This is a genomic window from Tardiphaga sp. 37S4 (assembly GCF_021044645.1).
GTDB lineage: Bacteria > Pseudomonadota > Alphaproteobacteria > Rhizobiales > Xanthobacteraceae > Tardiphaga > Tardiphaga robiniae.
This window is the reverse complement of sequence record NZ_CP088008.1, coordinates 4,505,461-4,530,286: the sequence shown is the minus strand read 5'-3', so window position 1 is coordinate 4,530,286 and position 24,826 is coordinate 4,505,461. Positions and strand designations below refer to the sequence as shown.

The following is a 24,826-nucleotide window of genomic DNA, read 5'->3' as shown; positions in this document are numbered from 1 at the left end:
CGGGCATGACAGAGTGTCGAGCCCAGAAATATCCCGACACCTTCCGAAACATTTACCCTTCATTAACCATCCCTTGAAATGGTCCGGTTCCGTAACGGTTTCTTAACCGTCGCTTCCCAGCGCGGGCAGGACTGCCCAAGGATCGCCCATGACCTCGGTCAATACCGGCCTCAATCCCTATGCCAATTACGGCTCCGCCTATGCGCGGGCCGCCGCCACTGCGCAGCCATCGCTGGCCAATGCGCTCAACAGTAATGAAAGCGCCTCGTCGTCCTCGTCCGATGCGGCGACCAATCTGACGCTGTCGGAGGCGGCGCGGGCGAAGCTTGCGAGCTCCGGCTCCGACAAGGATATCGCGACCGTCATTACGGATCTGCGGGCGAAGCTGGCGGCCCAATATGTGGCCGCAAAGGCGACGGGCCCGCTGGACAAGGACGGCAAGCTGACCATCGATCTCTCGACGCTGGATCGCCGTTCGCTCTACGCCATGGCCACCAACAATGGCGGCACCTTCACCGCCGACGAGCAGAAGGTCGCCCAAGCCGAACTGGGCAATCGTTTCAACGCGGCGCTGGCGCCTGCTGCAGGCACGGCCAAGCTCACCGGCGATTTCAGCGGCATCTACAAGGCGGCGCTGGACTATCTCGATGCCGCGGGCAGCGAAGAGAAAGCCTCGGCGGCCTGGTCCGCGCAGCGCGAGGCCGTGCTGAAGGGCATTCAGGCGACCGAGCAGACACCGACCAAGGCGCCATCAGGCATCGCCAACGATCCGGTCGCAGCCTATCTCGCGCAGCCCGATACAACGACGCCCGTGCAGGACATCGCCACCGTTGCGAAGAGCGTGCGTGCGGCGCTGGATGCGCAGGCCAAGGCGGCGAAAGAGGCGGGCAAGGGCGAACTCGTTTATGACAGCCGCCGCAAGACCGGCCAGCTCGCGGATTTTTCCGCCGTTGACAACCGTTCGCTGTCAGCGATCTCCCTCAATCAGGATGGTCTGTTCTCGAAGGAAGAGAGTTTCGCCGCCAAGCAGGTGCTCGATTCACGTAATCGCACCAGCATTCTCGAGGCGTTGCAGGCAAGCCAGAAGAGCGGCGATCCCAGCCAGTTCAGCCTCGGCATTCTCAATACCTATTCGGCGATGAGCGATGAGGAGCGGACCGCCTCCAACTGGACGCCGAGTTTCCGCGACAATGCAGTGGCGAGCTACAAGTCGACCAATCACATCCTGTCGCTGCTGAAGAGCGGATAAGCGTCGATACAGGAAGGTGCTGCAACACTCCGTCCTCATCCTGAGGAGCGGCATCTTCGCCGCGTCTCGAAGGATGGCTGCAAACGCCGGCGCTCACCCATTCATGGTTCGAGACGCGCGAAGTCGCGCTCCTCACCATGAGGCGGAGCTTGTGGCGTCATGCGCAAACAAAAAAAGCCCCGCCCGGTGGGGGATGACCGGGGCGGGGCTTCTTCGCCCGGTCGCCATTCGCGGCGCCCGAACGAATCTTCTTTCAACGTGACGTGCTAGTCGACGACCTGCACGATGCGGCGCGAGCGCGGCTCCACCAGCACTGTCTGACCATTCACCACCGTGTAGCGATACGGCGTCGTGGCCACAGTCTGCGGCACGTCGTAATAGGTCACGCCGGCTTCAGGCAGCGTGGTGCCGACGACGATGCGATCGGGCACGGTGAAGGTCGGCACGCGTTCGCGCACTACATATTCACGGAATGCCGGACGCTCCTGCACGGTAATGCCATCGGGATCGTTGTTGTCGACGATGACGCGATCGCCCCCGGATACACCGACGGTGACGCCCTGAGCCTGCACGGCCAGCGGTGCGCCGAGCGCGCCGACAAGGGCCGCTGCTGCAATAAGTTTGTTTCGCATGATCGTCTCCTTCGTGAACGATGTCCGGCTTGCCGCGCCGGTCTGTGCCATCCAGCCTGGTCTGATTTATTCACCGTCCGCCAATGCATGCCGCCAGCGATCGTTCCGGAATTTCACAGGTGCAATTGCTGGTTTTTGATGCACTGCAGGCAGGTATGCGGGAACCCATTGATGGGCAGGGCGTCTTTATGCTGCTAAATCCCCGCGGCGCATCGCACCCGAATCGATTCCCTCACGGAGACACCCCATGGTCATCACGGCAGCTCACATCCAGCCGATCGTCGCGCTCATCGCTGGCGTTCTGATTTTGATCATGCCGCGGTTTCTCAATCTGGTGGTGGCGATCTATCTGATCTTCGTCGGACTGGCCGGACTCGGCGTCTTCAGGATGTTGAAAATCGGCTAAATTTCGACACGGCCGTTACCTACAGCGGTACCTCCGGGCTGCTTGCGCCACGTCCCTGAAACGTGGTGTAACGCGGCACATTTCCCTGTCGTTTCCTCTCGCGGATTGATTGAGAACCATGGCCAAAACCGCCTCGAAGTCCAAGAAAGCCCCTGCGAAGTCAAAGTTGTCCAAGGCTGCGCCCAAAGTAGCTTCGGTGGCCCGCAAGGCGCTTAAGAAGTCAGCTGCAAAACCTGCAGCAAAATCCGCGGCGAAGGCCAAAACGGCTGTGAAAGCAAAGGTTGCTCCGAAGCCTGTTGCAAAGGCTCCCGCATCCAAGAAGGCGGTTGTGGCCAAATCTTCTACAGCCAAGACTTCGGCGACCAAGGCCGTCAAGAAGGCCACCAGCAAGCCGGTGACTGACGCCATCAAGGCTGGCAAGTGGGTTTATTCGTTCGGCGGCGGCAAGGCCGAGGGCAAGGCTGGCCTGCGCGACCTGCTCGGCGGCAAGGGCGCGAACCTCGCTGAAATGGCCAATCTGGGCCTGCCGGTGCCTCCCGGCTTCACGATTCCGACCTCGGTCTGCACCTATTTCTACGCGAACGGCAAATCCTATCCGAAGGAATTGCAGTCGCAGGTGGAGAAGGCGCTCGAGGCTGTCGGCAAGATCACCGGCAAGGGCTTCGGCGACGAGAAAAACCCGCTGCTGGTTTCGGTGCGCTCCGGCGCCCGCGCCTCGATGCCGGGCATGATGGACACGGTCCTCAATCTCGGTCTCAACGACACCACGGTGGAAGCGCTGGCCGAACTATCGGGCGACAAGCGTTTTGCCTATGACAGCTATCGCCGTTTCATCACCATGTATTCCGACGTGGTGCTCGGCTTCGAGCATCATCACTTCGAGGACATTCTCGACACCTACAAGGACAACAAGGGCTACACACTCGACACCGATCTCGATGGTGACGACTGGGTCAAGCTTGTCGGCCAGTACAAGGAAGCCGTCGCGCGCGAAACGGGGAAGGACTTCCCGCAGGATCCGCACGAGCAGCTCTGGGGCGCCGTCGGCGCCGTGTTCTCATCCTGGATGAATACCCGCGCGGTGACCTATCGCCGCCTGCACGATATCCCGGAGTCGTGGGGCACCGCCGTCAGCGTGCAGGCCATGGTGTTCGGCAATATGGGCGAGACCTCGGCCACCGGCGTTGCGTTCACGCGCAACCCGTCGACCGGCGAGAGCAAGCTGTATGGCGAATTCCTGATCAACGCGCAGGGTGAAGACGTGGTGGCGGGCATCCGCACGCCGCAGGACATCACCGAAGACGCACGGATCGAGAGCGGTTCGGACAAGGCGTCGATGGAAGCGGCGATGCCGGAGGCGTTCAAGGAATTGACGCGCATCTACACCCAACTCGAGAAGCACTACCGCGACATGCAGGACATGGAGTTCACGGTCGAGCAGGGCCGGCTCTGGATGCTGCAGACCCGCAACGGCAAGCGTACTGCCAAGGCGTCGATCCGCATCGCGGTCGAACTCGCCAATGAAGGCGTGATCTCGCAGAAGGATGCGGTATCGCGCATCGATCCGGCGTCGCTGGATCAGCTCCTGCATCCGACCATCGATCCATCGGCCAATCGCGACGTCATCGCCACCGGCCTTCCGGCATCGCCGGGCGCCGCATCGGGCGAGATCGTGTTCTCGTCGGACGAAGCCGCCAAGCTGCAGGCCGACGGCAAGAAGGTTATTCTTGTTCGCGTCGAAACCTCGCCGGAAGACATTCACGGCATGCACGCTGCCGAAGGCATTCTTACCACCCGCGGCGGCATGACCTCGCATGCGGCGGTGGTCGCGCGCGGCATGGGCAAGCCCTGCGTCTCCGGCTGCGGCACCGTCCGCGTCGACTACGGCCGCGGCACCATGTCGATCGGTGGCCGCGTGTTCAAGGCTGGCGACGTCATCACCATCGACGGTTCGGTTGGCCATGTGCTGTCCGGCCGCATGCCGATGATCGAGCCGGAATTGTCGGGCGAATTCGCAACGCTGATGGGCTGGGCCGACAAAGTCCGCAAGCTCAAGGTCCGCGTCAATGGCGACACGCCGGAAGATGCCCGCACCGCCATCAAGTACGGCGCTGAAGGCATCGGCCTGTGCCGCACCGAGCACATGTTCTTCGAAGAGACCCGCATCCGCACCGTGCGTGAGATGATCCTCGCCGAAGACGAGCAGGCCCGCCGCGCCGCGCTCGCCAAGCTGCTGCCGATGCAGCGCGCCGACTTCGTCGAACTGTTCGAGATCATGAAGGGCCTGCCCGTCACGATCCGTCTGCTCGATCCGCCGCTGCACGAATTCCTGCCGCACACCCAGGGCGAAGTCGAGGAAGTGGCGCGTGTCATGGGCACCGATCCGCGCAAGCTTGCGGACCGTGCGCGTGATCTCGCCGAGTTCAATCCGATGCTCGGCTTCCGCGGCGTACGCATTGCGATCGCCTATCCGGAAATCGCCGAGATGCAGGCGCGCGCGCTGTTCGAAGCCGCGATCGAAGCGGGCAAGCGCACTGGCGAACAGGTCGGCCTCGAAGTCATGGTGCCGCTGATCGTCACCAAGATGGAGTTCGATCTCATCAAGGCGCGCATCGATGCCACTGCGGTGTCGGTGATGAAGGAGACCGGCGGCAAGCTGAACTATTCGGTCGGTACCATGATCGAACTGCCGCGTGCCTGTCTGCTGGCCGGCGAGATCGCCGAGACCGCCGAATTCTTCTCGTTCGGTACCAACGATCTCACGCAGACGACCTTCGGCATCAGCCGTGACGACGCCGCGAGCTTCCTCGGTACTTATATCGCCAAGGGCATTCTGCCCGTCGATCCGTTCATCACGGTCGACCGCAGCGGCGTCGGCGAGCTGGTGAAGATCGGCGTCGCGCGTGGCCGCAAGACTCGACCTGATATCAAGGTTGGTATCTGCGGTGAGCACGGCGGTGATCCGGCATCGGTAGCCTTCTGCCATGAGATCGGCCTCGACTACGTATCGTGCTCGCCCTATCGCGTGCCGATCGCGCGTCTCGCTGCCGCACAGGCTGCGCTCGGGAAGGAAATTTCCAGCCAGGCGTAAGTGCTTCGCTGATTTCATGATCTGAAAAATGGCCGGGAAGTTCCCCGGCCATTTTTATTGCGTGCCTCATGCCGTGTTTGTTCGTGCGTCGGAATGGAACTCGCAAACATTTTCACGCATCCGCGAATTTCTCTTCATCATCTTTGTCAACGCGATGTTTACTACTTTTGTGGAGCCGCGGTTTACCAAGGCTTTCGAATGATTTTGCGCTGCGCTCGTACAGCTTGCGTGTGGCGTCGTTGCATCGCCGATTAACTCCGCGGCAACTTTGATTCCGTACTAACGAAATAGATCGAAATGTACGGATGTGCAGATTAGTGCCGTGCAGGGCGATGCTGGTGTAAGCGTTGCGTGAGCGTATCGATGTTAGTACTGCGTAACCGGCCGAAGGGCGCGCGTGGCGCGTTCTTCGGCTTCGGTCTCTGCGTTTTCGCATTGGCCCCGACAGAATCTGGCTATCAGGACATCGCCTCGCTGCTGGCTCGCCAGCCGGGCGTGACCGAACGCTGGCAGAAGCGCGTGTTCGCGCCCGCTGTCTCCTCCATCCAGGTTGCGACATTCTCGTTCGGCCGCCCGATGGGCACGGCCTCGCGCAATCCCACCTTGCAACTCGCCAGCCTCGACAATTCCGGCATCGCTGCCAGCGGAGCGCTGACTGACATCACCGGTGCACTGACCCGCAATCCGCTGGCGCAGCCGCCTCGCCGCTATGAAGCTGCAGATTTTCCAAAAGTGGATCGCTCGCTGAAGGGCGATCGCCTGGCCATCCGCGCGCCGGAGAGCGTGGTGCCTGATGAGCCGGCCAGACAGGACTCTTTCGACGACAACAGATCGGTGATGGGCGCGAAGACCGTCGATGCACTGCCATCCGTGCAGCATGCCCCGCTGGATCCCGAACTCGATGAAGCGCTGCGTGCCCCGCCGCTTGCGCAATACGACGCATCGCAGTCCGTGCAGCCCACCGAGGACGCCAAGACCGATGCGGCGGTGATCCCCGTCGAGCCGGCGCCGGCCAAGGACGGCTTCTCGGTGAAGACCGCGAGCCTGTTTTTCGGAAGTTCGTCGCTTGGCGCATCGGTCGAGACAATGGAACGCTGGCAGCCCGGCGAAGAGCCGACCATCGTAATGCCAGGCACAGCCGTGCCAGGCATTGCTATGCCGGGCTCAAGCCTCGACCCGGACATGAAGGCTACGGCGGTGGTGCCGAATGCGGCGATCAACCCGACCGACGGCGGCGAAAGCGTTGCCGGCAAGGGCGAGGTCAACAGCGCCAATCAGCGTGCGAAGACGCCGGCCGAACGTATGGGTCTCACCGAGCAGACCCGCGGCAAGCAGGAAAAGTGTCTGACGGAAGCCATCTATTTTGAGGCCCGCGGCGAGGCGGTGCGCGGCCAGATGGCGGTGGCGCAGGTGGTGATGAACCGCGTGTTCTCTGGCTTCTATCCGACAACCGTCTGCGGCGTCGTCTATCAGAACAAGCATCGCCGCCTGGCCTGCCAGTTCACCTTCGCCTGCGACGGCATTCCGGATGTCGTGAAAGAGCCGGATATGTGGGAGCGCGCCCGCAAGATCGCGAAGGCGACGCTGGACGGCCGGATCTGGCTGCCGGAAGTCGCGAAGTCCACACATTACCATGCCTATTGGGTGCACCCGTCCTGGGTCCGCGAGATGAAGAAGATGTACAAGACCGGCGTGCACTCCTTCTACCGTCCACGTAACTGGGGCGACGGCAGCGAGGCGCCGAGCTGGGGCACGGCGGCGCAGACGGCGGAAATCTCCGCCAAGCTCTCCGAAATCAAGCCGTAACAGCCACGACTTTACCTCCGAGCCTGCCAAGAGCGATGCCATGCCCGGCATCGCTCTTTCCATTCCGGATTTCGCAGAATGTTATCCCGCCCTGGGCTGTGATGACGTCTGCGTGGCCCTGCATCCCAGCAATGCATCCTCTGAAATCCCCATCATCGCCATTGGGATTTCCATGCGAATGCATTAATCTCCCGTCCAATCCGGACCGGGCCTGCGCTCTTGGGCCGGGTGAATTTTCAATCCGAATTTGATCCGGGGAAACGACATGGCGGCAATTGACGGCGCGACGCGCCCGGCATCTGGTTTTGGCTGGCGTACCCCGCTGGTGATCATCATCTGCGGATCGCTGATCGGCATGCTGACCTTCGGGCCGCGTTCCAGCGTCGGCTTCTTCATGCAGCCTTTCAGCCAGGAGTTCGGCTGGGGCCGTGACGTTTTCGCGCTCGCCTTCGCCGTGCAAAACCTGCTCTGGGGCATCGGCCAGCCTTTCGCCGGCGCCGTCGCCGACAAGTTCGGCAGCGTGCGCGTGATCTGCGTCGGCGCCTTCCTCTATGCGGCTGGTTTGCTGATGATGCGCTATTCCTCGACACCGCTCGAGCTGAATATCAGCGCTGGACTGCTGATCGGCTTTGGCCTGTCGGGTTGCTCGTTCAATCTGGTGCTGTCCGCCTTCGGCAAACTGGTACCGCCGGAATGGCGCGGCATCGCGCTCGGCGCCGGCACCGCCGCAGGCTCGTTCGGCCAGTTCATCTTTGCGCCCTTCACCGTGGCGATGATCGACAACACCGGCTGGCAGGCGACGCTCACCGTGTTCGCGGTGCTGATGTTGCTGGTGATCCCGTTGTCGCTTGCCTTGGCGACGCCGACCGCGAGTGCCGCGTCCGCCGACGCGCCGGTGGCGCAGAAGCAGTCGTTCAAGAGCGCACTCACGGAAGCCTTCGGCCATCGCTCCTATGTGCTGCTGGTGCTCGGCTTCTTCACCTGCGGTTTCCAGCTCGCTTTCATCACCATGCATCTGCCGGCCTATCTGGTCGATCGCGGCTTGCCGGCGGCTGTGGGCGGCTGGGTGATTGCCATCATCGGCCTGTTCAACATCATCGGCTCGCTGACGGTCGGCTATGTGCAGGGCAAACTGCCGAAGCGCTATATCCTGTCCTTCATCTATTTCACCCGCGCGCTGGCGACGGTGGCCTTCATCATGCTGCCGCTGACCACCACCTCGGCGCTCGTGTTCGGCGCCATCAGCGGGCTTGCCTGGCTCTCCACCGTGCCACCGACATCGAGCCTGGTGTCGCTGATGTTCGGCACGCGCTGGCTGGCAACGCTGTATGGCTTTGCCTTCTTCAGCCATCAGGTCGGTGGCTTCCTCGGTGCCTGGCTGGGCGGTGTCGTGTTCGACAAGTTCGGTTCCTACACGCCGGTGTGGTGGTTGTCGGTGCTGTTCGGCGTGCTGTCGGCACTGATCAATCTGCCGATCGTGGAAGAGCCGGTGAAGCGTCCGATTGCACAACCGGCATGAGCCTGTTGTTGACTCGCTGATCTCCCGCGATAAAAATTGATCTTGGCCGTCCCAGTCGGGGCGGCCTTCGTTCTCAGGGCGGGGTGAAAATCCCCACCGGCGGTAATCGGGCGCAAGCCCGGAAGCCCGCGAGCGCCTGACGGGTCATACCGTCAGGGTCAGCAGATCCGGTGCGATGCCGGAGCCGACGGTCATAGTCCGGATGAAAGAGAACGGGTATGCGCAGGGAGTCCGCCTTGGCGGATGCTCGGCGTGTGACCGTACGTCCTGATTCTGGTCTCAAACCGCGAGAGCATCCATGAATCAGCCTGTGATGAACTTCAAAACTTCCACTTCCGTAAATCTTGCACCATCGACCGGGCGGATCGCCTTCATCCAGTCGTGCTGGCACAAGGATATCGTCGATCAATGCCATGTCGGTTTTGTCGCCGAACTTGCACGGCGTGGTGTGCCTGACAGTCAGATCGATTTATTCGAAGTGCCCGGCGCCTTCGAAATTCCGTTGCAGGCCAAATTGCTGGCGCGCACCGGGCGCTATGTGGCGATCGTCGCCACCGGTCTCATTGTCGATGGCGGCATCTACCGCCATGAATTCGTCTGCGAGGCTGTCATCAATGGCCTGATGCGGGTGCAGCTCGACAGCGAAGTGCCGGTGATCTCGGCGGTGCTGACGCCGCAGCATTTCCACGAACATGCCGAACACGTCAGGTTCTTCCGCGAGCATTTCGTCGTGAAGGGCACCGAGGCGGCGACGGCCTGTGCAGCGACCGTCGCCAATATCGCGGCGACCCGGCAACTGGCCGCCTGATCGCCGCAACACCGCGTTATGCCGTTACGGCCGGGCAGGGCTGCAAGGCTCCTGACCGGCTGGTGCGGGTGGCGTTTCCCGCCACGGCACGGCATAATTCGGCAGCAGAAATCACAAGCAAAATTCGGGAGACGCGTGTTGGGAACGTTCAAGGCTGTCCGCATCGACAAGGCTGACAAAGGCACCACGGTTGCGCTGACGCAGTTCGACGAAGCCGAATTGATGGATGGCGATGTCACCGTGCGGGTCGAATGGTCCACGGTGAATTACAAGGACGGCCTCGCCGTCACCGGCAAGGCGCCGGTGGTGAGGCGTTTTCCCATGATCGCCGGCATCGATTTCGCAGGCACGGTGGAATCCTCGGAGAATCCGAACTGGAAGCCCGGCGACAAGGTGATCGGCAATGGCTGGGGCATGGGCGAAACCCATCTCGGCGCCTATGCCGAAAAGACCCGCGTGAAAGGCGACTGGCTGGTGCGGCTGCCGGCCGGCATGACCACCCGCGACGCCATGGCGGTCGGTACCGCCGGCTACACCGCAATGCTCAGCGTACTGGCGCTGGAGAAGCACGGGCTGAAGCCGGCCGATGGCCCGATCGTCGTGACGGGGGCGGCCGGCGGCGTCGGCTCGGTGGCGATCGCGGTGCTGTCGAAGCTCGGTTACCAGGTCATCGCCTCGACGGGGCGCACGTCCGAGGAGGGCTATCTCAAGGGCCTTGGCGCCAGCGAGATCATCGACCGCAACGAGCTGTCCGGCCCGGCCAAACCGCTGGCCAAGGAGCGCTGGGCGGGCGGCATCGACAGCGTCGGTTCGACCACCCTGGCGAATCTCCTGTCGATGACGAAGTATCGCGGCGCCGTCGCCGCCTGCGGTCTCGCAGCCGGCATGGACCTGCCATCTTCGGTTGCACCGTTCATTTTACGCGGCGTGTGTCTTCTCGGCATCGATTCTGTCATGTGCCCGATCGAGCTGCGACAGCAGGCCTGGGCGCGGTTGGCGACGGATCTGGATCACACAAAACTCGCTGAAATCACTCAGGAAATTCCGCTGGACCAGGTGATCGACGCCGGCGCCAAGGTTCTGGCCGGGCAGGTGCGCGGGCGAATCGTGGTAAAGATCGGCTAACGACGTTCAGACTTTACCAACCAACCTGCTCCATTGTTGCCACGGTTGGTATGGTAAGCAGCGGGTAAAGACATCAGGCGGTCATCCGCGCTCGGTTGTTCGGAGTATCCTATGGTTGCGCGTTATGTGTTGGGAGCGGTGCTTGCCGCCACGGTGGCGACCCCCGCGCTGGCTGGGTCGATGACGGCCGAAGAGGCCCGCAAGTTTGTTGCCGGCAAGGTCTTTGCCTTTACCTGTTTCGACGGCACCCGCGGCGCAGGCCGCGTGTTCGACGATGGCGGTGCGGCGGGCGCTGTCCAGTTTTCGGGCTCCGGTCCGGCGCGCAACATGCGCCTGCCGGGCAATACGCTTCAGGTCCGCGGCGAAGCCATCTGCGCCTCGATCAAGGGCATCCCGTTCGAACCGTGTTTCAATCTCAACAAGAATGACGAGCGCTCGTTCCGCGGCTCGGTCTCCGGCATGGGCTTCGCCTATTGCGATTTCCGCCATCAGGGCGGCCGCGGCCAGATGCTGATGGCGCGTTCGCTGTCGGCCCCGCGCTCGCTGCGTGCGCCCTCAACGACCCGTTCCGCCGACGCCTCCGCCGGTGCCGACAACACGGTGACACGCGTCTCGACCCCGCGCGTCGAGAGCAGCAAGATCGACGCCGTCGGATCGATCAAATCCGAGCCGGCCAAGGAAATTGCCAAGACGCCGGAGCCCGAAAAGACCGAAGCGCTCGAACTGCGCAAATCCACCAACTAAGCAAGCTAGGCGTGGCGACCCCAAGGTCCTTTGAGCGGGCCCTGTAACGGCTCCTGCGCACTGCCTGTAGGCGATTTGCCGTTGCTCCATGGGCCGGAGCGCGGCGGCAGCGGCGGCGTGTCGTCGGCCTCTCCGGGCGCGTCCGTATCGGACGGCAGCGCCATCCGGCCGGGATCGTGTCCTCCGGCGAATTTCACCAGTGCCGCGACCCGCGAATCCACCGACGGATGCGTCGCGAACAGGTCGGCAAAACCCTCGCGGGGATTGTCGATGCACATCTCCATGACGGCCGATGTCGCGCCGGGCAGTTCGCCGCGATTCTCGATCTTGCGCAGCGCCGAGATCATGGCGTCGGGATTCTTGGTCAGTTCCACCGAACCTGCATCCGCCAGTAATTCGCGGGAGCGCGAGAGCGCGAAGCGCACCACCAGCGACAGCGCCCAGGCCAGCGCGATCAGTGCCACGGCGATGATGATGACGATGATAGCGCCGCCGCCGGAGCCCTTGCTGTTGCTGTCAGACGAGGAAGACGATCGCGACGATCGGCTGCCGCCGAAGCGGAAGCCGGAATTGATGAATATCCGGAAGAACAGTTCAGCCGCAAAGCCGACCACGCCGGCGATGATGACGGCGACTACCATCAGCTGCACGTCGCCATTGCGGATATGCGTCAGCTCGTGGCCGAGCACCGCTTCCATCTCGTCATCGTTGAGCGCGCGCAGAAGGCCCGTCGTGACCGTGACGGAATATTGCCGGGGGTTGAGGCCGGTGGCGAAGGCGTTCAGCGCATCAGAGTCCATCACCTTGAGCTTCGGCATCGGGATGCCGCGCGAGATGCAGAGGTTCTCAAGGAGGTTATAGAGCCGCGGCTGCTCCTGCCGCGTTACGCTTTCGCTGCCGGTGATGCTGTCGATCATCTTTTGATGACCGAAATAGGCGATGACGATCCACAGCACCGCGCCGATGGTGGCGAAGGGAAGCGCCTTGATCAGGTCTCGCGTTGCCGCGTTGATATAATACGCAACCGAGCCGTTGCTGTTAACGGCCACCTCGCCGATCAGGGCGCCGGCGAACACCATGACGTAGATCAGCAGGAATAGCCCTGCGAGCAGCAGCATCGAACGCGTCTTGTTCGAGGCAATATGCGTATAGAGACCATAGGCGGCCATGATGCAGTCCTAGGATTCACTATCAGCCGTCATTGCGAGGAGCTCTTGCGACGAAGCAATCCAGTCTTCGCTTGTAGCTTTCTGGATTGCTTCGCTGCGCTCGCAATGACGGGGAGGGGCATGTGTTCTGGGTCTGAGGATCAGAACTTGACCTGCGGCACGGCTTCGACCTCCTTGCGGGTCTCGCCGAGATCGAAGAACTCCTTCGAATGGAAGCCGAAGGTGCCGGCGAACAGGGCCGCGGGCATCTGCTGAATGCCGGTGTTGTATTCGGACACGGCATTGTTGAAGAAGCGGCGCGAAGCCGCGATCTTGTTTTCGATATCCGAGAGCTCGGTTTGCAACTGCTGGAAATTCGCATTGGCCTTGAGGTCCGGATAGGCCTCGGACAGCGCGATCAGCCGGCCGAGCGCGCCGGAGAGCTGGTTTTCCGCGGCGCCAACCTGCGCCGGCCCCTGTGCATTCATCGCCGAATTGCGCGCCTTGATGACGTCGTCGAGGGTGCCGCGCTCATGCGCCGCATAGCCCTTCACGGTCTCGATCAGGTTCGGGATCAGGTCGTGGCGCTGCTTGAGCTGCACGTCGATATCGGCAAAGGACTGGTTGACCCGCTGGCTCAGCGCCACCAGTCGGTTGTAGGCAGCAAATGCCAGGACAATCAGGACAACGATGACGCCAAGAATGATCCAGCCGGTCGACATGTGAGAACCCCCAAAAGAAACCATCAAACCCAAAGCCTAGCCGATCATGCGGCCACAGAGCAGGGGCCGCAGGCACGTCGCGGCACGGATTGGTCGCCGCGAGGGTGGAATACGTTCAAGGGCGGAGAGGCCTGGCCAATGGCCGGCCTTGTCCCCACGCCTTCCTGCTGGTGACGAGAAGAAAGTCAGTGCTGCAATCCTAGGGATATTATCCCCGGCATGCTTCGTTGCAGTTGTGCATCAGTCTGCGAGAGTCTTGTATGTGACGCCTGCGGGTTAGCGACGGTGCGTCATTCGTCATCCAACCGTCATGCGCAAAACCTAATGAAACCCTAACCTTTGGGCTGGGGACTTGAGTGATGTTGGAATGGCGTAACGGCGCGAGCCGGCTTGCGATGGGCGTGGTTGTGGCGGCGCTGTTCGCGCCGATGACGGCGGAGGCGCAGACATTCACGGTGCCAGCCGGCACCACGGATACCACAACGAAGACACTTAGCGGCACGCAGACCGGAACGGTCGATGCCTCCGGCACGCTGCGATCCACCAGCGGCACGGCGACCATCGGGTGGAACGGCGCATCGACCGGCGTCGTGGTTACCAATTCCGGCGTGATCGAAAACACCGGCACGGGGCGCGTCATCGACGCCACCGGCGCAACGGCGGGCCGCACTTTCACGTTCCTCAACAATATCGGCGCCATCGTGCGTTCGACACAGAACGATGTGTTCCGTTTCAATCTTGCGATGTCGTCAGGCACCATCGTGATCGACAATGCCGGGCTGATCCAGGCCGGCGGTACCGGCTATGTGGCGCTCGGGCAGGCGCTCGATTTCCGCGGCATGACTGGCGCGGCATCGATGACCATCATCAACCGTGCGACCGGCGTGATCGAAGCTATGACCGACGATGCGGTCCGGCCCGGCGCCAACGCTGTGATCAACAATTTCGGCATCATCCGCAGCTTCGGCGCGAATACCTCCGGCGGTGCAAATGGCACATCGGATGGCATCGACACCGGCGGCAATCTCGGTGTTGTCGTCAACAATCAGGCCGGTGGTCTGATTTCCGGCGCGCGCCACGGCATCACTGCGGACAATAACGTCACGGTCAACAACGCGGCCGGTGGCACGATCCTCGGCCGCAACGGCTCGGGCGTCGGTTCCGATGGCGACGGCACCGTCAACAATTACGGCCGCATCACAGGTGCCTATGCTGGCGTCGGGAGCATCTTCAACTCGGACGGTGTGGCGCAGATCAACGGCGATGGTGACGGCGTCGATATCGACAATGAGGGTAAGATCCTTAACTACGGCATCATCGAAGGCATCGGCGCCGGCGGTTTCGATAGTGGCGGCCGCGCCAATGCCAGCGAAGGCATTTCCATCGGCGGCGGTACGATCACCAATTACGGCACCATAAGCGGTGCAAATACCGCGATCGTCGTCAATAAGGACACGAATGTGGATCGCAGCGGCGTCGCAGCGACCACGATTATCAACTACGAGAGCGGCACCATTATTGGCCAGAATGGCTACGCGATCCGTCTGGAAAACAAGAGCACGGCAACGCCGGCAATCAATAACGACGCGATCGTCAACTACGGCACCATCATCGGCAATGGCGCGATCCCCGATCCGAACGCGATCGTGTTGATGAATACGGGCGTGGCAGATCCCAATTCCATCGGCACCCTGAACGGCATCACCTATACCGGCACCGGCTCGGCCCGCTTCATCCGCGGTGATGGCTCCGCCATCCAGATGGGCGAAGGCGCCGACGTGCTGACCAATTACGGCACCATCATCGGCAACACCGGTCGCGCCGTGAACATGGAAGGCGGCAACGACACCGTCAACATCATGAAGGGCTCGCGCATCGTCGGTCTCGTCGATGGCGGCGTCGGCACCGACACGCTGAACTACAACAAAGCGGGCCTCACCGACGCCAAGCGCGCTGCGCTGCAAGCCGGTCAGACCGTGAATATCGGCGGTACACTCTATACGTCGTTCGAGGTGATCACCGGAACGTCGTCTTCGTTCGCGTCCTTTGCCAGCGCGGGCTCGCTCGGCGTCGCCTCGCTGTTCGACAATCTGCCGGCCACCGCCACCAGCAGTGCGGTGGTCAATCTGCTCGACAGCGTTGCCAGCTCGGCAGATGTCGGCGCGGCGCTGGCGCAGCTCACGCCCGCGGCCTATCAGGGCCTCGGCCGCATGACCATGAATGACGCGTTCCAGACGACCTCGCTGGTCGGCCAACACCTGACGCAGAACCGCCTCGGCGGCCTCGGCATCGACATGTCCGGCGTCGGTAATGCGCTGGCGATGTTCGACGGCGGCATGTTCGACAAGAATTTCGGTGCGGATCGTGCGCTGGCCGCGGTGACGGGATTCCCTGGCAGCGCAAGTTCTGCGCTGGCCGATGCCGGCTGGGGCGGCAATGCGGCCGATGCGATGGCCTATGCTCCCGTGACCAAGGCTCTGCCGGGTCTGCGTCCAGTCGCCGTCGCTGCCGAACAGGGCCTGTTCATCACGTCGGGCGCGAGCTTCGCCCGCGAAGGCGCACGCACTGACGCGCCGGGCTTCAAGTCGAACACGGTCAACGTGCTCGCCGGCTACGACCGGCGCATCACGGACAGCATCGTCGCCGGCGTGTTCGGTGGCTATGCGCTGACCCGCGGCGATATCGATAATGTCGGCAGCCACACCAAGATCTCGACCGGTACCATCGGCGGCTATGGCACCTATCAGGCGCCCGGCTGGTTCGCGACCGCCATGGGCCTCTATGGCTTCAGCGATTACGACACCACGCGCGTGGCGGTCGGCACGGCGAACACCGCGGCCTTCAGCGGCGATCACTATGCGATCCGTGGCACGGTCGGCACCGACCTGCGCGTCAGCGGCTGGGTCGTCACGCCGGAGATCGGCCTGCAATATACGCGGGTGATGACCGATGGCTTCGCAGAGCGCGGCGGCGCTGCCGCGCTGGTGGTCGGCTCGGACAGTTCGGAATCGCTGCGCTCCAGCGTCGGCGCACGCTTCGGCTATGACTACGCGCTGAATGGCGGCGTGCTGACGCCGGAATTGCGGCTGGCCTGGCTGCATGAATTCAGCGATGGCGTGCGCGGCATCAATGCGAGCTTCGCCGATACGACACTGCCGGGCTCGTTCATCACCGCGACCGGCAGCGCATTGCGCGATCGCGGCGTGATCGGTGCCGGTCTGTCCGGCAAGCTTGCGCCGCTCACGGTGCTGTCGGTGAACTATGATGCGATCGTCGGCAGCAACGACGCCGTCGCGCATCAGGTGATGGGCCGCATCCGGCATTCGTTCTGAGAGCGGGCTATCCGCAGGAAAAACGAGATTCGCAAATACCGAATGTAGGTGAGGGCGGTGCCATGCCCCTCACCCGACATCCGCGCTACGCGCGCATGTCGACCTCTCCCCGCGCAGAGCGGGGAGAGGTAAGCACGGCGCCACCTTCCTTAACCTCGCCCCGCTCTTTGCGGGGAGAGGTCGACTGGCGAAGCGCAGCGAAGCCGGTCGGGTGAGGGGCCTTGCAGTGAGCTAGCCGCAATCTCGCGACCAGCGGGTCGTTCCAGCGCAGAAGCCGCTTACGGCTTCGCCATATGCCACGCACCGTTCAAAAATCCGTCGCCATTGGTGTCGCCGGCGGCGGTGTCCTTCTTGAAGGTGTAGAGCGGCTTGCCTTTATAGGCCCACATCTTCTTGCCGTCGTCGCGCACGACGATGGTCATGTCGGCACTCGGCTTGGCATCGTCCACCGCGAACAGTGGTGGCCAGTTTTCGGCGCAGGGACCGTTGCACATCGACTTGCCGCCGGCGTCCTTGTCGAAGGTGTAGAGCGTCATGCCCTTGGCATCGACGAAGGTCTTTCCCTTGGCGGTGTCGGCGGTCTTCAGCATCTGAGCCGAGGCGGCGCTTGAGGCGAGCATGAGAGTCAGAGCCGCGAGGGCGGCGAATGATTTGGTCATTGCAGCGTTACTCCTGATGATTGGGCGACGCAGTCGCGTCAGGAGAACAAACGCCCGCCGTAGAGAATTATTCCGCGGATGATGTCGGTGAATCGAAAACCGCATCGCCCCAGTCGAGCTTGCGGAACTTTGCATACTTCGCCTTGTCGCGGCGTGGTGCGTTTGCGGCGACAACGCCTACATTTGTGCAGAGTTTTGCCGTGATTGCGATCTTCGTCGTCACCGGCTGCGCGAGCACGCGCGATGGCCGCTGTGCGACAGGCGTACGCGACAGCGCGACGTAAATAAATTTCTCGTCCTCATAGGGAAGTTCTGCAGATTTGAGTTGTTTATGCACACGGGAGCGCTGCAGCCGCTGGCTGAAGTGGCACCAGTCCGGTTTCACCAGCGGACATGCATCGTCATGAGGGCAGGGCGCGATCACATGCGCGCCGTTCTTGATGAGCTGCGCACGCGCATCGAGAATGCGTTGATAGCCCGACGGTGTGCCGGGCTCGACGATCAGCAATGTATCATTGGTCTTCGCCCACATCGCCGCGACGAGTTTTGTTCGCGCGAGATCGTTGAGCTCATTGATGACATAGCTCGCGATGACGAGATCGGCGGATGGGGCATTGGCGATTGTCGCGGCAGCGTCGCCGAGCGTGTAGTTCATCGCGGGGATGCGGTGGCTGTCCTGCGCCAAACCGAGCGCAAGCGTGCGCAGAGCGGGATTGGCATCGAGCAGCGTGAACGCATTGAGCGACGCGAAGGCTTCGGCGCAGGCCCATGTCGCCGTTCCCGGCCCGGCGCCGCAATCGAGTAGCGTGGTCGGTGCGAAGTCCGGTCGTGTCTCCTGCAGCGCATTGAGGCTGGCGATGACCGCCGCATAGGTCGCCGGCATGCGGGCGAGCGCATAGGCCAGTGCGTCGCTCTCGCTACGGATGGTCGTCGAGCCGCCGCCAGAGCGATAGGTCTGCGAGATTGCATCGGAGCGCGCAGCCGCGTCATTGCGCGAGAAGCCGTGCAGGCGGGCGTTGAGGGCCGCGGTGAGTTCGGCGGGGAGATCGGTCGACATCGGTGATCCGTCATTCCGTCGCGGCGCGCCGCGACCTTCGTATTGAACCCGCGGCCGCGGCTGCGACACCAACAGGCCTTCTCACCAGATGGCGTCGGTGACGCCAAGACAGGAATATCGACGATGGATCACCCGGTCAATTTCACCGCACTTGCGGCGCTTCGGCCCGGCGACGCGCGCGAAGATCTCAGCCGCGCGCTTGGTGCGCGGTGGTGCGAACCTGCGCCGCATCAGCAGGGCCGTGTCACCGCCTTGTCGAAGCAGCACGGCTTTGAAGCGCAGATCGATACAGCGGGACGGATCGGTGCTATTCGTTATCGCGAACCGTTCCCTGCCACCTCGGGTGTTCTCGGTCTGCGGATCGGTATGCCGGTCGCGGAGGCTCTGGCGGCGCTGCCGCAGCTCGCGCTGTCGCACCGCGCGCCGGTCTACGATTCCATGTATTTTGTCGCCGACGTCTCGCATGAGACGAAGCTTGCGCTGGAGTTTCGCTGGCAGGAGCTTTACGCGATCTCGTTGCGCAATCCAGCGGCCGTCTATCCGGACAAGCAGCCGATGGCGTATCCGGTGGCTGCCGGTGCGCCCGGCGCTCCCTTCGGCGATCCGAACTTCAAACTCGCCGTCATGTCGTCATTGCTGGAGAGCGGCGCGCTCGATCTGGCCGAGCCCGGGGATCTTGCCGCGTTCGTGCTGAAACGCGCGGTCGATCTCGAGGATGACGGTTACGATCTGATCAGCGAGGCTTACGATTATCTGGTGCGCTATCCCCTGACCGAGGCGGACCTGGCGAAGGTCGAGGCCATCACCTTCGATGGCGGCAACGAGATCTATCCCTATTGCTATTATTTCTGGGACGGCGAGAGCGAGGACTTCGACATTTCCAGCACGGCCGGGATCGGCCTGTGCCAGAATCTGCGGCAGCTCACCTGCATCGCGATGATCGAGCGGCTGGATGCGGCGGATCTCGTCGGCCTCGGCAAGCTCGAAGCGCTTCATCTGCCGTCGGTGTGCGGCAATCCCGGGCGTCTGCTCGAGCTCCCTGCGCTGAAGAAGCTGACATTCCCGGAAACTGCCATCAGCGATCCGGCTTTGATCGCGGCGTTAAAGGCGCGTGGCGTCGCGGTGCGCATCGACGCGTAGGAGAGGCGCGCTTTGTTTGTCTTGCCCTCCCCACCTGGCGAAGCTTCGCTTCGCGCGGGGGGCAAGAAAGAGTTACGCCACTTCCTGATCGAGGATCTTCACCGCATTTTCGAGATCCACCGAGACCAGCTGCGACACACCGCGCTCTGCCATGGTCACGCCGTACAGGCGGTGCATGCGCGCCATGGTGATCGGGTTGTGCGTGATGGTGATGAAGCGCGTTTCGGTCGAGGCGCACATTTCATGCAGCAGGCTGCAGAAGCGCTCCACGTTGTGGTCGTCGAGCGGCGCGTCGACTTCGTCCAGCACGCAGATCGGCGACGGGTTGGTGAGGAACACCGCGAAGATCAGCGCCAGTGCGGTCAGGGCCTGCTCACCACCTGACAGCAGCGACAGGGTCTGCGGCTTCTTGCCGGGCGGCTTGGCGACGATTTCGAGACCTGCTTCGAGCGGATCGTCACTCTCGATCAGTTTCAGCTCGGCTTCGCCGCCGCCGAACAGTTCGACGAACATGCGCTTGAAGTGGCCGTTGACGATGTCGAACGAGGTCATCAGCCGTTCGCGGGCTTCCTTGTTCAGGCTCTGGATGCCGGTGCGCAGCTTCTTGATGGCTTCGACGAGGTCGTCGCGCTCGGTGGCGAGGCCGTTGTGCGTGCCTTCGACTTCGTTGAGCTCTTCCTCGGCGCGCAGGTTGACGGCGCCGAGACGCTCGCGATCGCGGCGCAGCTTTTCCAGATCGGCTTCGATGTCGGCGAGCGGCGGCAGCGTGTCGTCCTGGCGGACTTCGGCCAGCGCCGCGACGCCTTCCGGCTCGACTTCGAGCATGTCGCGGATTTCGCGCTCGATGTCCTCGAGGCGGCGCTTGCCGCTTTCCATGCGCTCTTCGGTGCGGGCACAGGCTTCGCGGGCGGCCGAGAGGGCTTCCAGCGAGCCGCGGGCATCGCGGTCGGTCTCGCGCATGGCGTTTTCGGCCGATGCCAGTGCGTTGGCGGCGAGCTGGCGGGCCTGTTCGGCGCTCTCGACTTCCGAGATCAGCGCGCGGCGCTTCTGCAGATAGAGCGCCGGGGCGTCTTCGAGTTCGGCGCGCTCGCGCGTCACTTCGGCGACGCGTGCGGCAACCGTCTCGATCTGCGACGCGGCGGAGGTCTTGCGGTTCGCCCAATCGGTGCGCTCGGCGATGATCGCCTGCAGGCGGCGGTCGGCCAGCTCAGCCTCGCGGGCCAGCGCCTGCGCTTCGGCGCGCACTTGAGCTGCGCCGCGGCGATGGCCTTCGATCTCGCCGCGGACGGTCGCGAGCTGCGCCTCGGCGTCGGAGCTTTCCGGCAGATATTCCAGCGCGGCATGCGCGCTCTCATGCGCCGCTTCCGCTTCCATGCGATCGTTGGAGAGGCGCGACTGCGCTTCGGTCAGCGTCGCGCGGCGCGCCGCATGGCGGTTGATCTCGCGTTCGGCATTGGCATGACGCTCGCGGGCCTGGTCGACGTCGCGGCGGGCATTGCGCAGCGCATCGCGCGATGCGCCTTCGGCCGAGGCCGCAGCCTTCAGCGCCTGCTCTGCGCTTTCCAGCGCTTCACGCTTGGCAATGGCGTCGATCTTGGCGTTTTCCAGATCGGCTTCGATATCGGTCAGGCGGGCGCGCTCGGCCAGACGACGGGCGGCGCCGGTCGGCGCATGGGCACCGGCGACGAAACCGTCCCAGCGCCAGACGTCGCCTTCCAGCGACACCAGCCGCTGTCCGGTCTGCAACTGCGAGACGAGGGCTGCGCCCTGATCCTTGGAGACGACGCCGATCTGCTTCAGGCGGCGTGCGAGTTCGGCCGGCGCATTGACATGCGAGGCCAGCGATTCCACGCCCGCAGGCAGCGCCGGATCGTTGGCGTGATCGCCGGCATTGGTCCAGCGCATCGGTGCGGACGGATCGACCGGCGCGTCCAGATCGTCGCCCAGCACGGCGCCGAGCGCCTTTTCATAGCCCTTGGTGACGCTGACGCCGTCGATGATCGGCGGCCACAGGTTCTTGGTTTCGCCGTTGAGGATCTTCGAAATCGTGCGGGCTTCGGTCTCGAGCCGCTGCACCTTCCTGTCGGCGTCGTTGAGCGGCGCGCGCGAGGCTTCCAGCGTCTGCCGGGCCGCGATATGGGCGGCCTCGTTGTCGGCCACGCTGCCTTCGGCCTGCAGCAGGATTTCCTGCGACGTCTCCATCAGCGCTGCAAGCTCATCCAGGTCGCCGAAGCCTGACGTTTGCGCCGTCAGTGCCTCGATCTCAGCCTCGACACTGGCGATTTCCTGGCCCAGACGCGCGAGGCGATCGGCCTGGCTGCGCACGTTGGACTGCAGCTGGTTGCGCTTGGCGGTCATGTCCGCATGGGCGGTGGTGAGTTCGGTGAAGGTACGCTCGGCGGCGGCCAGCACGGCCTCGGCCTCGGAGACGCGGTCGTCGACGCCGCCACGCAGCTCGACGCGCTGCATGATCTCTTCCTTGAGCATCGCGTCTTCTTCGTCGAGACGGAGCAGCGCAAATTCAGCGTCTTCCGACTGCTTCATCTCGCGCGCGACGTCGCTCTCGAACTGCGTCAGGCGACGGTCGAGCTCGGCGGCGCGCTCCTTGGCGCGCTCTTCCTCGCGGTCGAGCATGTCGCGGGCATTGGTCAGGCGCTGCAGGCCGGCGGCAGCAGCGGCTTCCGCCTCGCGCAGGGCAGGGAGTTCAGACGCGCGGATCGCCTGGATGCGCGCGGCTTCGCCCTGTTCACGGGTACGTTCGGCGAGATCGCGCACATACTGGTCGTGCAGGGTTGCGGCTTCGGCATTGTCCTGGTGCGCCTGCAGCCAGCGCAGGTGGAACAGCATGGCCTCGGCCTTGCGCACCTTGCCGGCGACTTCGCGGTAGCGGATCGCCTGGCGGGCCTGCTTCTTCAGGCCTTCCATCTGGCCCGAGAGCTGACCGATCACGTCCTCGACGCGGGTGAGGTTGGTTTCGGCGGCCTTGAGGCGCAGCTCGGCCTCGTGGCGGCGCGCATGCAGGCCGGCGACGCCGGCGGCGTCTTCCAGCACGCGGCGGCGCTGCTCGGGCTTCGCCTGGATGATTTCGCCGATCTTGCCCTGGTGGACGAGGGCGGGCGAACGCGCGCCGGTGGCGGCGTCGGCAAACAGGATCTGCACGTCGCGGGCGCGCACGTCGCGGCCGTTGATGCGGTATTGCGACCCGGCTTCGCGCTCGATGCGGCGGGAGATTTCCAGAATTTCGGCGTCATTGACCATGGCCGGCGCAGTGCGATCGGTATTGTCGATCGTCATCACCACTTCGGCGTGGTTGCGCGAGGCGCGGTTGCCGGAGCCGGCGAAGATCACCGCGTCCATATCGGCGGCGCGCAGCGACTTGTGCGAGGTTTCGCCCATCGCCCAGCGCAGCGCTTCCACCAGATTGGACTTGCCGCAGCCGTTCGGGCCGACGACGCCGGTCAGACCGGGCTCGATCATGAAGTCGGTCGGTTCGACGAACGACTTGAATCCGTGCAGGCGCAGGCGCGTGAGTTTCATGGATACGGTACTCTAGGTTAGCCGAACAGCCCCGAGAATCGCGAATCCCCCAGCACGAACAATAGCATAAATGCAGCTGCCGCGCGGGTGGAGACTCGCTGGTCGCGGCTCTCATTGGCCCGGACAATGGCGAGACGAGGGCAGTCGCGCAACCGCGGAACCCCGCTTTTCCCAAGGGTTTTGCGGGGGATAGGTGGGGGAGGGCGAGAAAAAGGGCTTGTTTTAAGGGGGGTGGGGAAGAAGGGCGCGAATGCGCTCGCCTCACGGTAACCAATCGCCGCTGCGCGCCGACTTCCAACAGGAGTAGGTTGCGTGAGATTATTCGTGACTGGGATGCAGTGTGGGGTCTCGCTGCGCCAATCTTTGAAGTTGTCTTGCGAGATTTTACCGGGGACGCTCCTGAAGGCGGCCTGCGAGTTGGTTTAGTTAGTGGTAGCCCTGCAGAATCTGCTCTACCGCTTTTTTCCTTAGAGTGATTGTCATGGATTATGCTCCTTTGATGCCGGCGTTCCTGCGTCACCCCAAAGAAGCGGCAATTATAGGGCGTATGTTAGCAGGGTACGGCGAGTTGGAATTTTTGCTGTGCATGTGCATGCGGGCTCCGCTCGGTGATCTGAGCAAAGCTGCAAGACTCCTGTTTAGAAATCGGGGCGAAGAGCAAGGATAGCAATCGCTGACGCTATCCTTCGTCCATTTTATGCGGACTGCAATCTTGATCAGATTTGGGTGACTGCGCGCAGAGAAATCGGAGTTTGCAAAGAACTCCGCAATCAATACTCGCACTGTCACTGGCTAGATGAAGACGATCTTGGTCTATTCTTCACCAACCTAGAAAAAGGCGCGAAAACGCTTGGCGGCGATATATCACTTGAGTTTTTTCACGTCGATGTGCCGTTACTCGAGGAGCAAGAGGCTCACTTCCGCCATGCTGGAAATCATCTCATCTATCTTGAGGCTGAGCAGAGGCGATTAGCAGGGAAGCTCAGAGGGCACGCGTTCGTAATTCCGCCAGCAAAGCGGCGACCGCCAAGGTCTAATCCTCCTGAGCAGCACCCAATAAGGAAGATAACGTTAGCTGGAAGCTAGCAAGGGATGTAGTGCACTAGCATTTTGCTGCACGTCGACGCCTCACACGTCCCGCGCATAGCCGTCCGGACGGCGCTGCTGCGGCGCGCCGAGTACGGCGATGCAGAGGCCGAGAAATGCCAGGCCGATGATCTCGCAGATGAAATTTTCAAACATGATACGCCCCTAACGCTAATGGGACGAGAATGCGGAGATGGCGCTTAAGCGTTCCTTAATGCGCGTTTACACCTGGAATCAGGGTTAATCCGGGGGCGCGTCATCCGTTAAGATCCGGCGGGCGCGTGGCGCGGCTATCGCCGGGCGCCTATCGGGCTGCTATCGCAGGGTGTCAGCGGGCGGAGTCTGTGCGTTGCGCGGCATCGGGATTTTGGCCTTCAGCGCGGCTTCGCCTTCGGGCGTGATGCAATAACGCACCAGCGAGCCGGCCTGGAGCGCGATCCAGGTCTTGGCGACCATCTTGGACAGGGTCTTCGGCCCGGCAGGCATCAAATGCGGCGCAAGCAGGCCCGGCGTATCGCGCAATTTCTGAAGCGCGGTGCGCTCGACATAATGCGGCAGGTGGCTGGCGCGTGTCGGCATGGGGCAAGTCTCATCGGGTTGGACGAGGGGGACTGAACCATTCTTTTGGGTGAACTACGTGAACGCATGAGCGCGGCTTCAGTTGCATCCGGCATCGAAAAAATGCCCGCGGGCACTTGACAGTTTTCCTATAAGATTATAATCAAATCTTATCCGGTTCGCGAGGGGCGCTTCATGAGGCGTCTT

19 protein-coding genes and 1 riboswitch are annotated in these 24,826 nt (G+C 62.9%); of the genes, 12 read left to right on the top strand and 7 right to left on the bottom strand.

The window, feature by feature from the left end; all coding sequences use genetic code 11:
- The first annotated feature begins 148 nt into the window (after positions 1–148).
- The gene (locus LPB73_RS21530; RefSeq protein WP_175368723.1) at positions 149–1,249 is read left to right on the top strand and encodes a hypothetical protein; all 1,101 of its coding nucleotides are present in this window, start codon (positions 149–151) and stop codon (positions 1,247–1,249) included.
- 266 nt (positions 1,250–1,515) lie between these two features.
- On the opposite strand, the gene LPB73_RS21525 is transcribed toward LPB73_RS21530, so the two are convergent.
- Positions 1,516–1,881, bottom strand: coding sequence for a DUF1236 domain-containing protein (locus LPB73_RS21525; protein WP_231078116.1), 366 nt, complete (start codon positions 1,879–1,881; stop codon positions 1,516–1,518).
- Between the two features lie 247 nt (positions 1,882–2,128).
- On the opposite strand from LPB73_RS21525, the gene LPB73_RS21520 reads away from it, so the two are divergent.
- The 9 genes from LPB73_RS21520 (at position 2,129) to LPB73_RS21480 (ending at position 11,380) form a co-directional block, all read left to right on the top strand.
- Entirely contained in the window at positions 2,129–2,287 is a 159-nt protein-coding gene (locus tag LPB73_RS21520; protein ID WP_089262456.1) for a DUF3096 domain-containing protein, read from the top strand.
- A gap of 118 nt (positions 2,288–2,405) precedes the next feature.
- Positions 2,406–5,378: a pyruvate, phosphate dikinase gene (ppdK, locus tag LPB73_RS21515; RefSeq protein ID WP_231078115.1), complete on the top strand. Its 2,973-nt coding sequence runs from the start codon at positions 2,406–2,408 to the stop codon at positions 5,376–5,378.
- 28 nt (positions 5,379–5,406) lie between these two features.
- Positions 5,407–5,580 (top strand): hypothetical protein, encoded by a 174-nt coding sequence (locus LPB73_RS21510; protein WP_231078114.1) that lies wholly within the window; start codon positions 5,407–5,409, stop codon positions 5,578–5,580.
- Between the two features lie 161 nt (positions 5,581–5,741).
- A complete protein-coding gene (locus LPB73_RS21505; protein WP_231078113.1) occupies positions 5,742–7,184 on the top strand; it encodes a cell wall hydrolase in 1,443 nt (480 codons plus the stop codon).
- Positions 7,185–7,224: 40 nt separating this feature from the next.
- Positions 7,225–7,371: a hypothetical protein gene (locus LPB73_RS21500; protein ID WP_231078112.1), complete on the top strand. Its 147-nt coding sequence runs from the start codon at positions 7,225–7,227 to the stop codon at positions 7,369–7,371.
- A gap of 78 nt (positions 7,372–7,449) precedes the next feature.
- Positions 7,450–8,703, top strand: coding sequence for an MFS transporter (locus LPB73_RS21495; RefSeq protein WP_089262451.1), 1,254 nt, complete (start codon positions 7,450–7,452; stop codon positions 8,701–8,703).
- Between the two features lie 65 nt (positions 8,704–8,768).
- Positions 8,769–8,921: riboswitch (FMN riboswitch) on the top strand.
- 95 nt (positions 8,922–9,016) lie between these two features.
- Positions 9,017–9,511, top strand: a complete 495-nt coding sequence (locus tag LPB73_RS21490; protein WP_349768814.1) for a 6,7-dimethyl-8-ribityllumazine synthase — start codon at positions 9,017–9,019, stop codon at positions 9,509–9,511.
- A gap of 138 nt (positions 9,512–9,649) precedes the next feature.
- The gene (locus LPB73_RS21485) at positions 9,650–10,636 is read left to right on the top strand and encodes an MDR family oxidoreductase (protein ID WP_231078110.1); all 987 of its coding nucleotides are present in this window, start codon (positions 9,650–9,652) and stop codon (positions 10,634–10,636) included.
- Positions 10,637–10,747: 111 nt separating this feature from the next.
- Positions 10,748–11,380, top strand: a complete 633-nt coding sequence (locus LPB73_RS21480; protein WP_089262445.1) for a hypothetical protein — start codon at positions 10,748–10,750, stop codon at positions 11,378–11,380.
- A 5-nt stretch (positions 11,381–11,385) separates the two neighbouring features.
- Here LPB73_RS21480 and LPB73_RS21475 read toward each other — a convergent pair whose 3' ends face one another.
- Entirely contained in the window at positions 11,386–12,549 is a 1,164-nt protein-coding gene (locus tag LPB73_RS21475) for a M48 family metallopeptidase (RefSeq protein WP_231078109.1), read from the bottom strand.
- 140 nt (positions 12,550–12,689) lie between these two features.
- The gene (locus tag LPB73_RS21470; RefSeq protein WP_231078108.1) at positions 12,690–13,250 is read right to left on the bottom strand and encodes a LemA family protein; all 561 of its coding nucleotides are present in this window, start codon (positions 13,248–13,250) and stop codon (positions 12,690–12,692) included.
- Positions 13,251–13,609: 359 nt separating this feature from the next.
- On the opposite strand from LPB73_RS21470, the gene LPB73_RS21465 reads away from it, so the two are divergent.
- Positions 13,610–16,582: an autotransporter outer membrane beta-barrel domain-containing protein gene (locus tag LPB73_RS21465; RefSeq protein WP_231078107.1), complete on the top strand. Its 2,973-nt coding sequence runs from the start codon at positions 13,610–13,612 to the stop codon at positions 16,580–16,582.
- A gap of 278 nt (positions 16,583–16,860) precedes the next feature.
- Here the strand turns inward: LPB73_RS21465 and LPB73_RS21460 are convergent, their stop codons facing one another.
- The gene (locus tag LPB73_RS21460; RefSeq protein WP_093759564.1) at positions 16,861–17,241 is read right to left on the bottom strand and encodes a hypothetical protein; all 381 of its coding nucleotides are present in this window, start codon (positions 17,239–17,241) and stop codon (positions 16,861–16,863) included.
- Between the two features lie 67 nt (positions 17,242–17,308).
- Positions 17,309–18,298, bottom strand: coding sequence for a small ribosomal subunit Rsm22 family protein (locus tag LPB73_RS21455; RefSeq protein WP_231078106.1), 990 nt, complete (start codon positions 18,296–18,298; stop codon positions 17,309–17,311).
- 123 nt (positions 18,299–18,421) lie between these two features.
- Between LPB73_RS21455 and LPB73_RS21450 the strand changes: the two genes are divergently transcribed.
- Positions 18,422–19,438: a DUF6892 domain-containing protein gene (locus tag LPB73_RS21450; protein WP_231078105.1), complete on the top strand. Its 1,017-nt coding sequence runs from the start codon at positions 18,422–18,424 to the stop codon at positions 19,436–19,438.
- A gap of 72 nt (positions 19,439–19,510) precedes the next feature.
- Here LPB73_RS21450 and smc read toward each other — a convergent pair whose 3' ends face one another.
- Both smc and LPB73_RS21440 read right to left on the bottom strand, forming a co-directional pair.
- Complete coding sequence (gene smc, locus LPB73_RS21445) at positions 19,511–22,975, bottom strand: chromosome segregation protein SMC (RefSeq protein WP_231078104.1); 3,465 nt, start codon at positions 22,973–22,975, stop codon at positions 19,511–19,513.
- Between the two features lie 1,401 nt (positions 22,976–24,376).
- Positions 24,377–24,640, bottom strand: coding sequence for a hypothetical protein (locus LPB73_RS21440; RefSeq protein WP_231078103.1), 264 nt, complete (start codon positions 24,638–24,640; stop codon positions 24,377–24,379).
- Positions 24,641–24,826 lie beyond the last annotated feature (186 nt).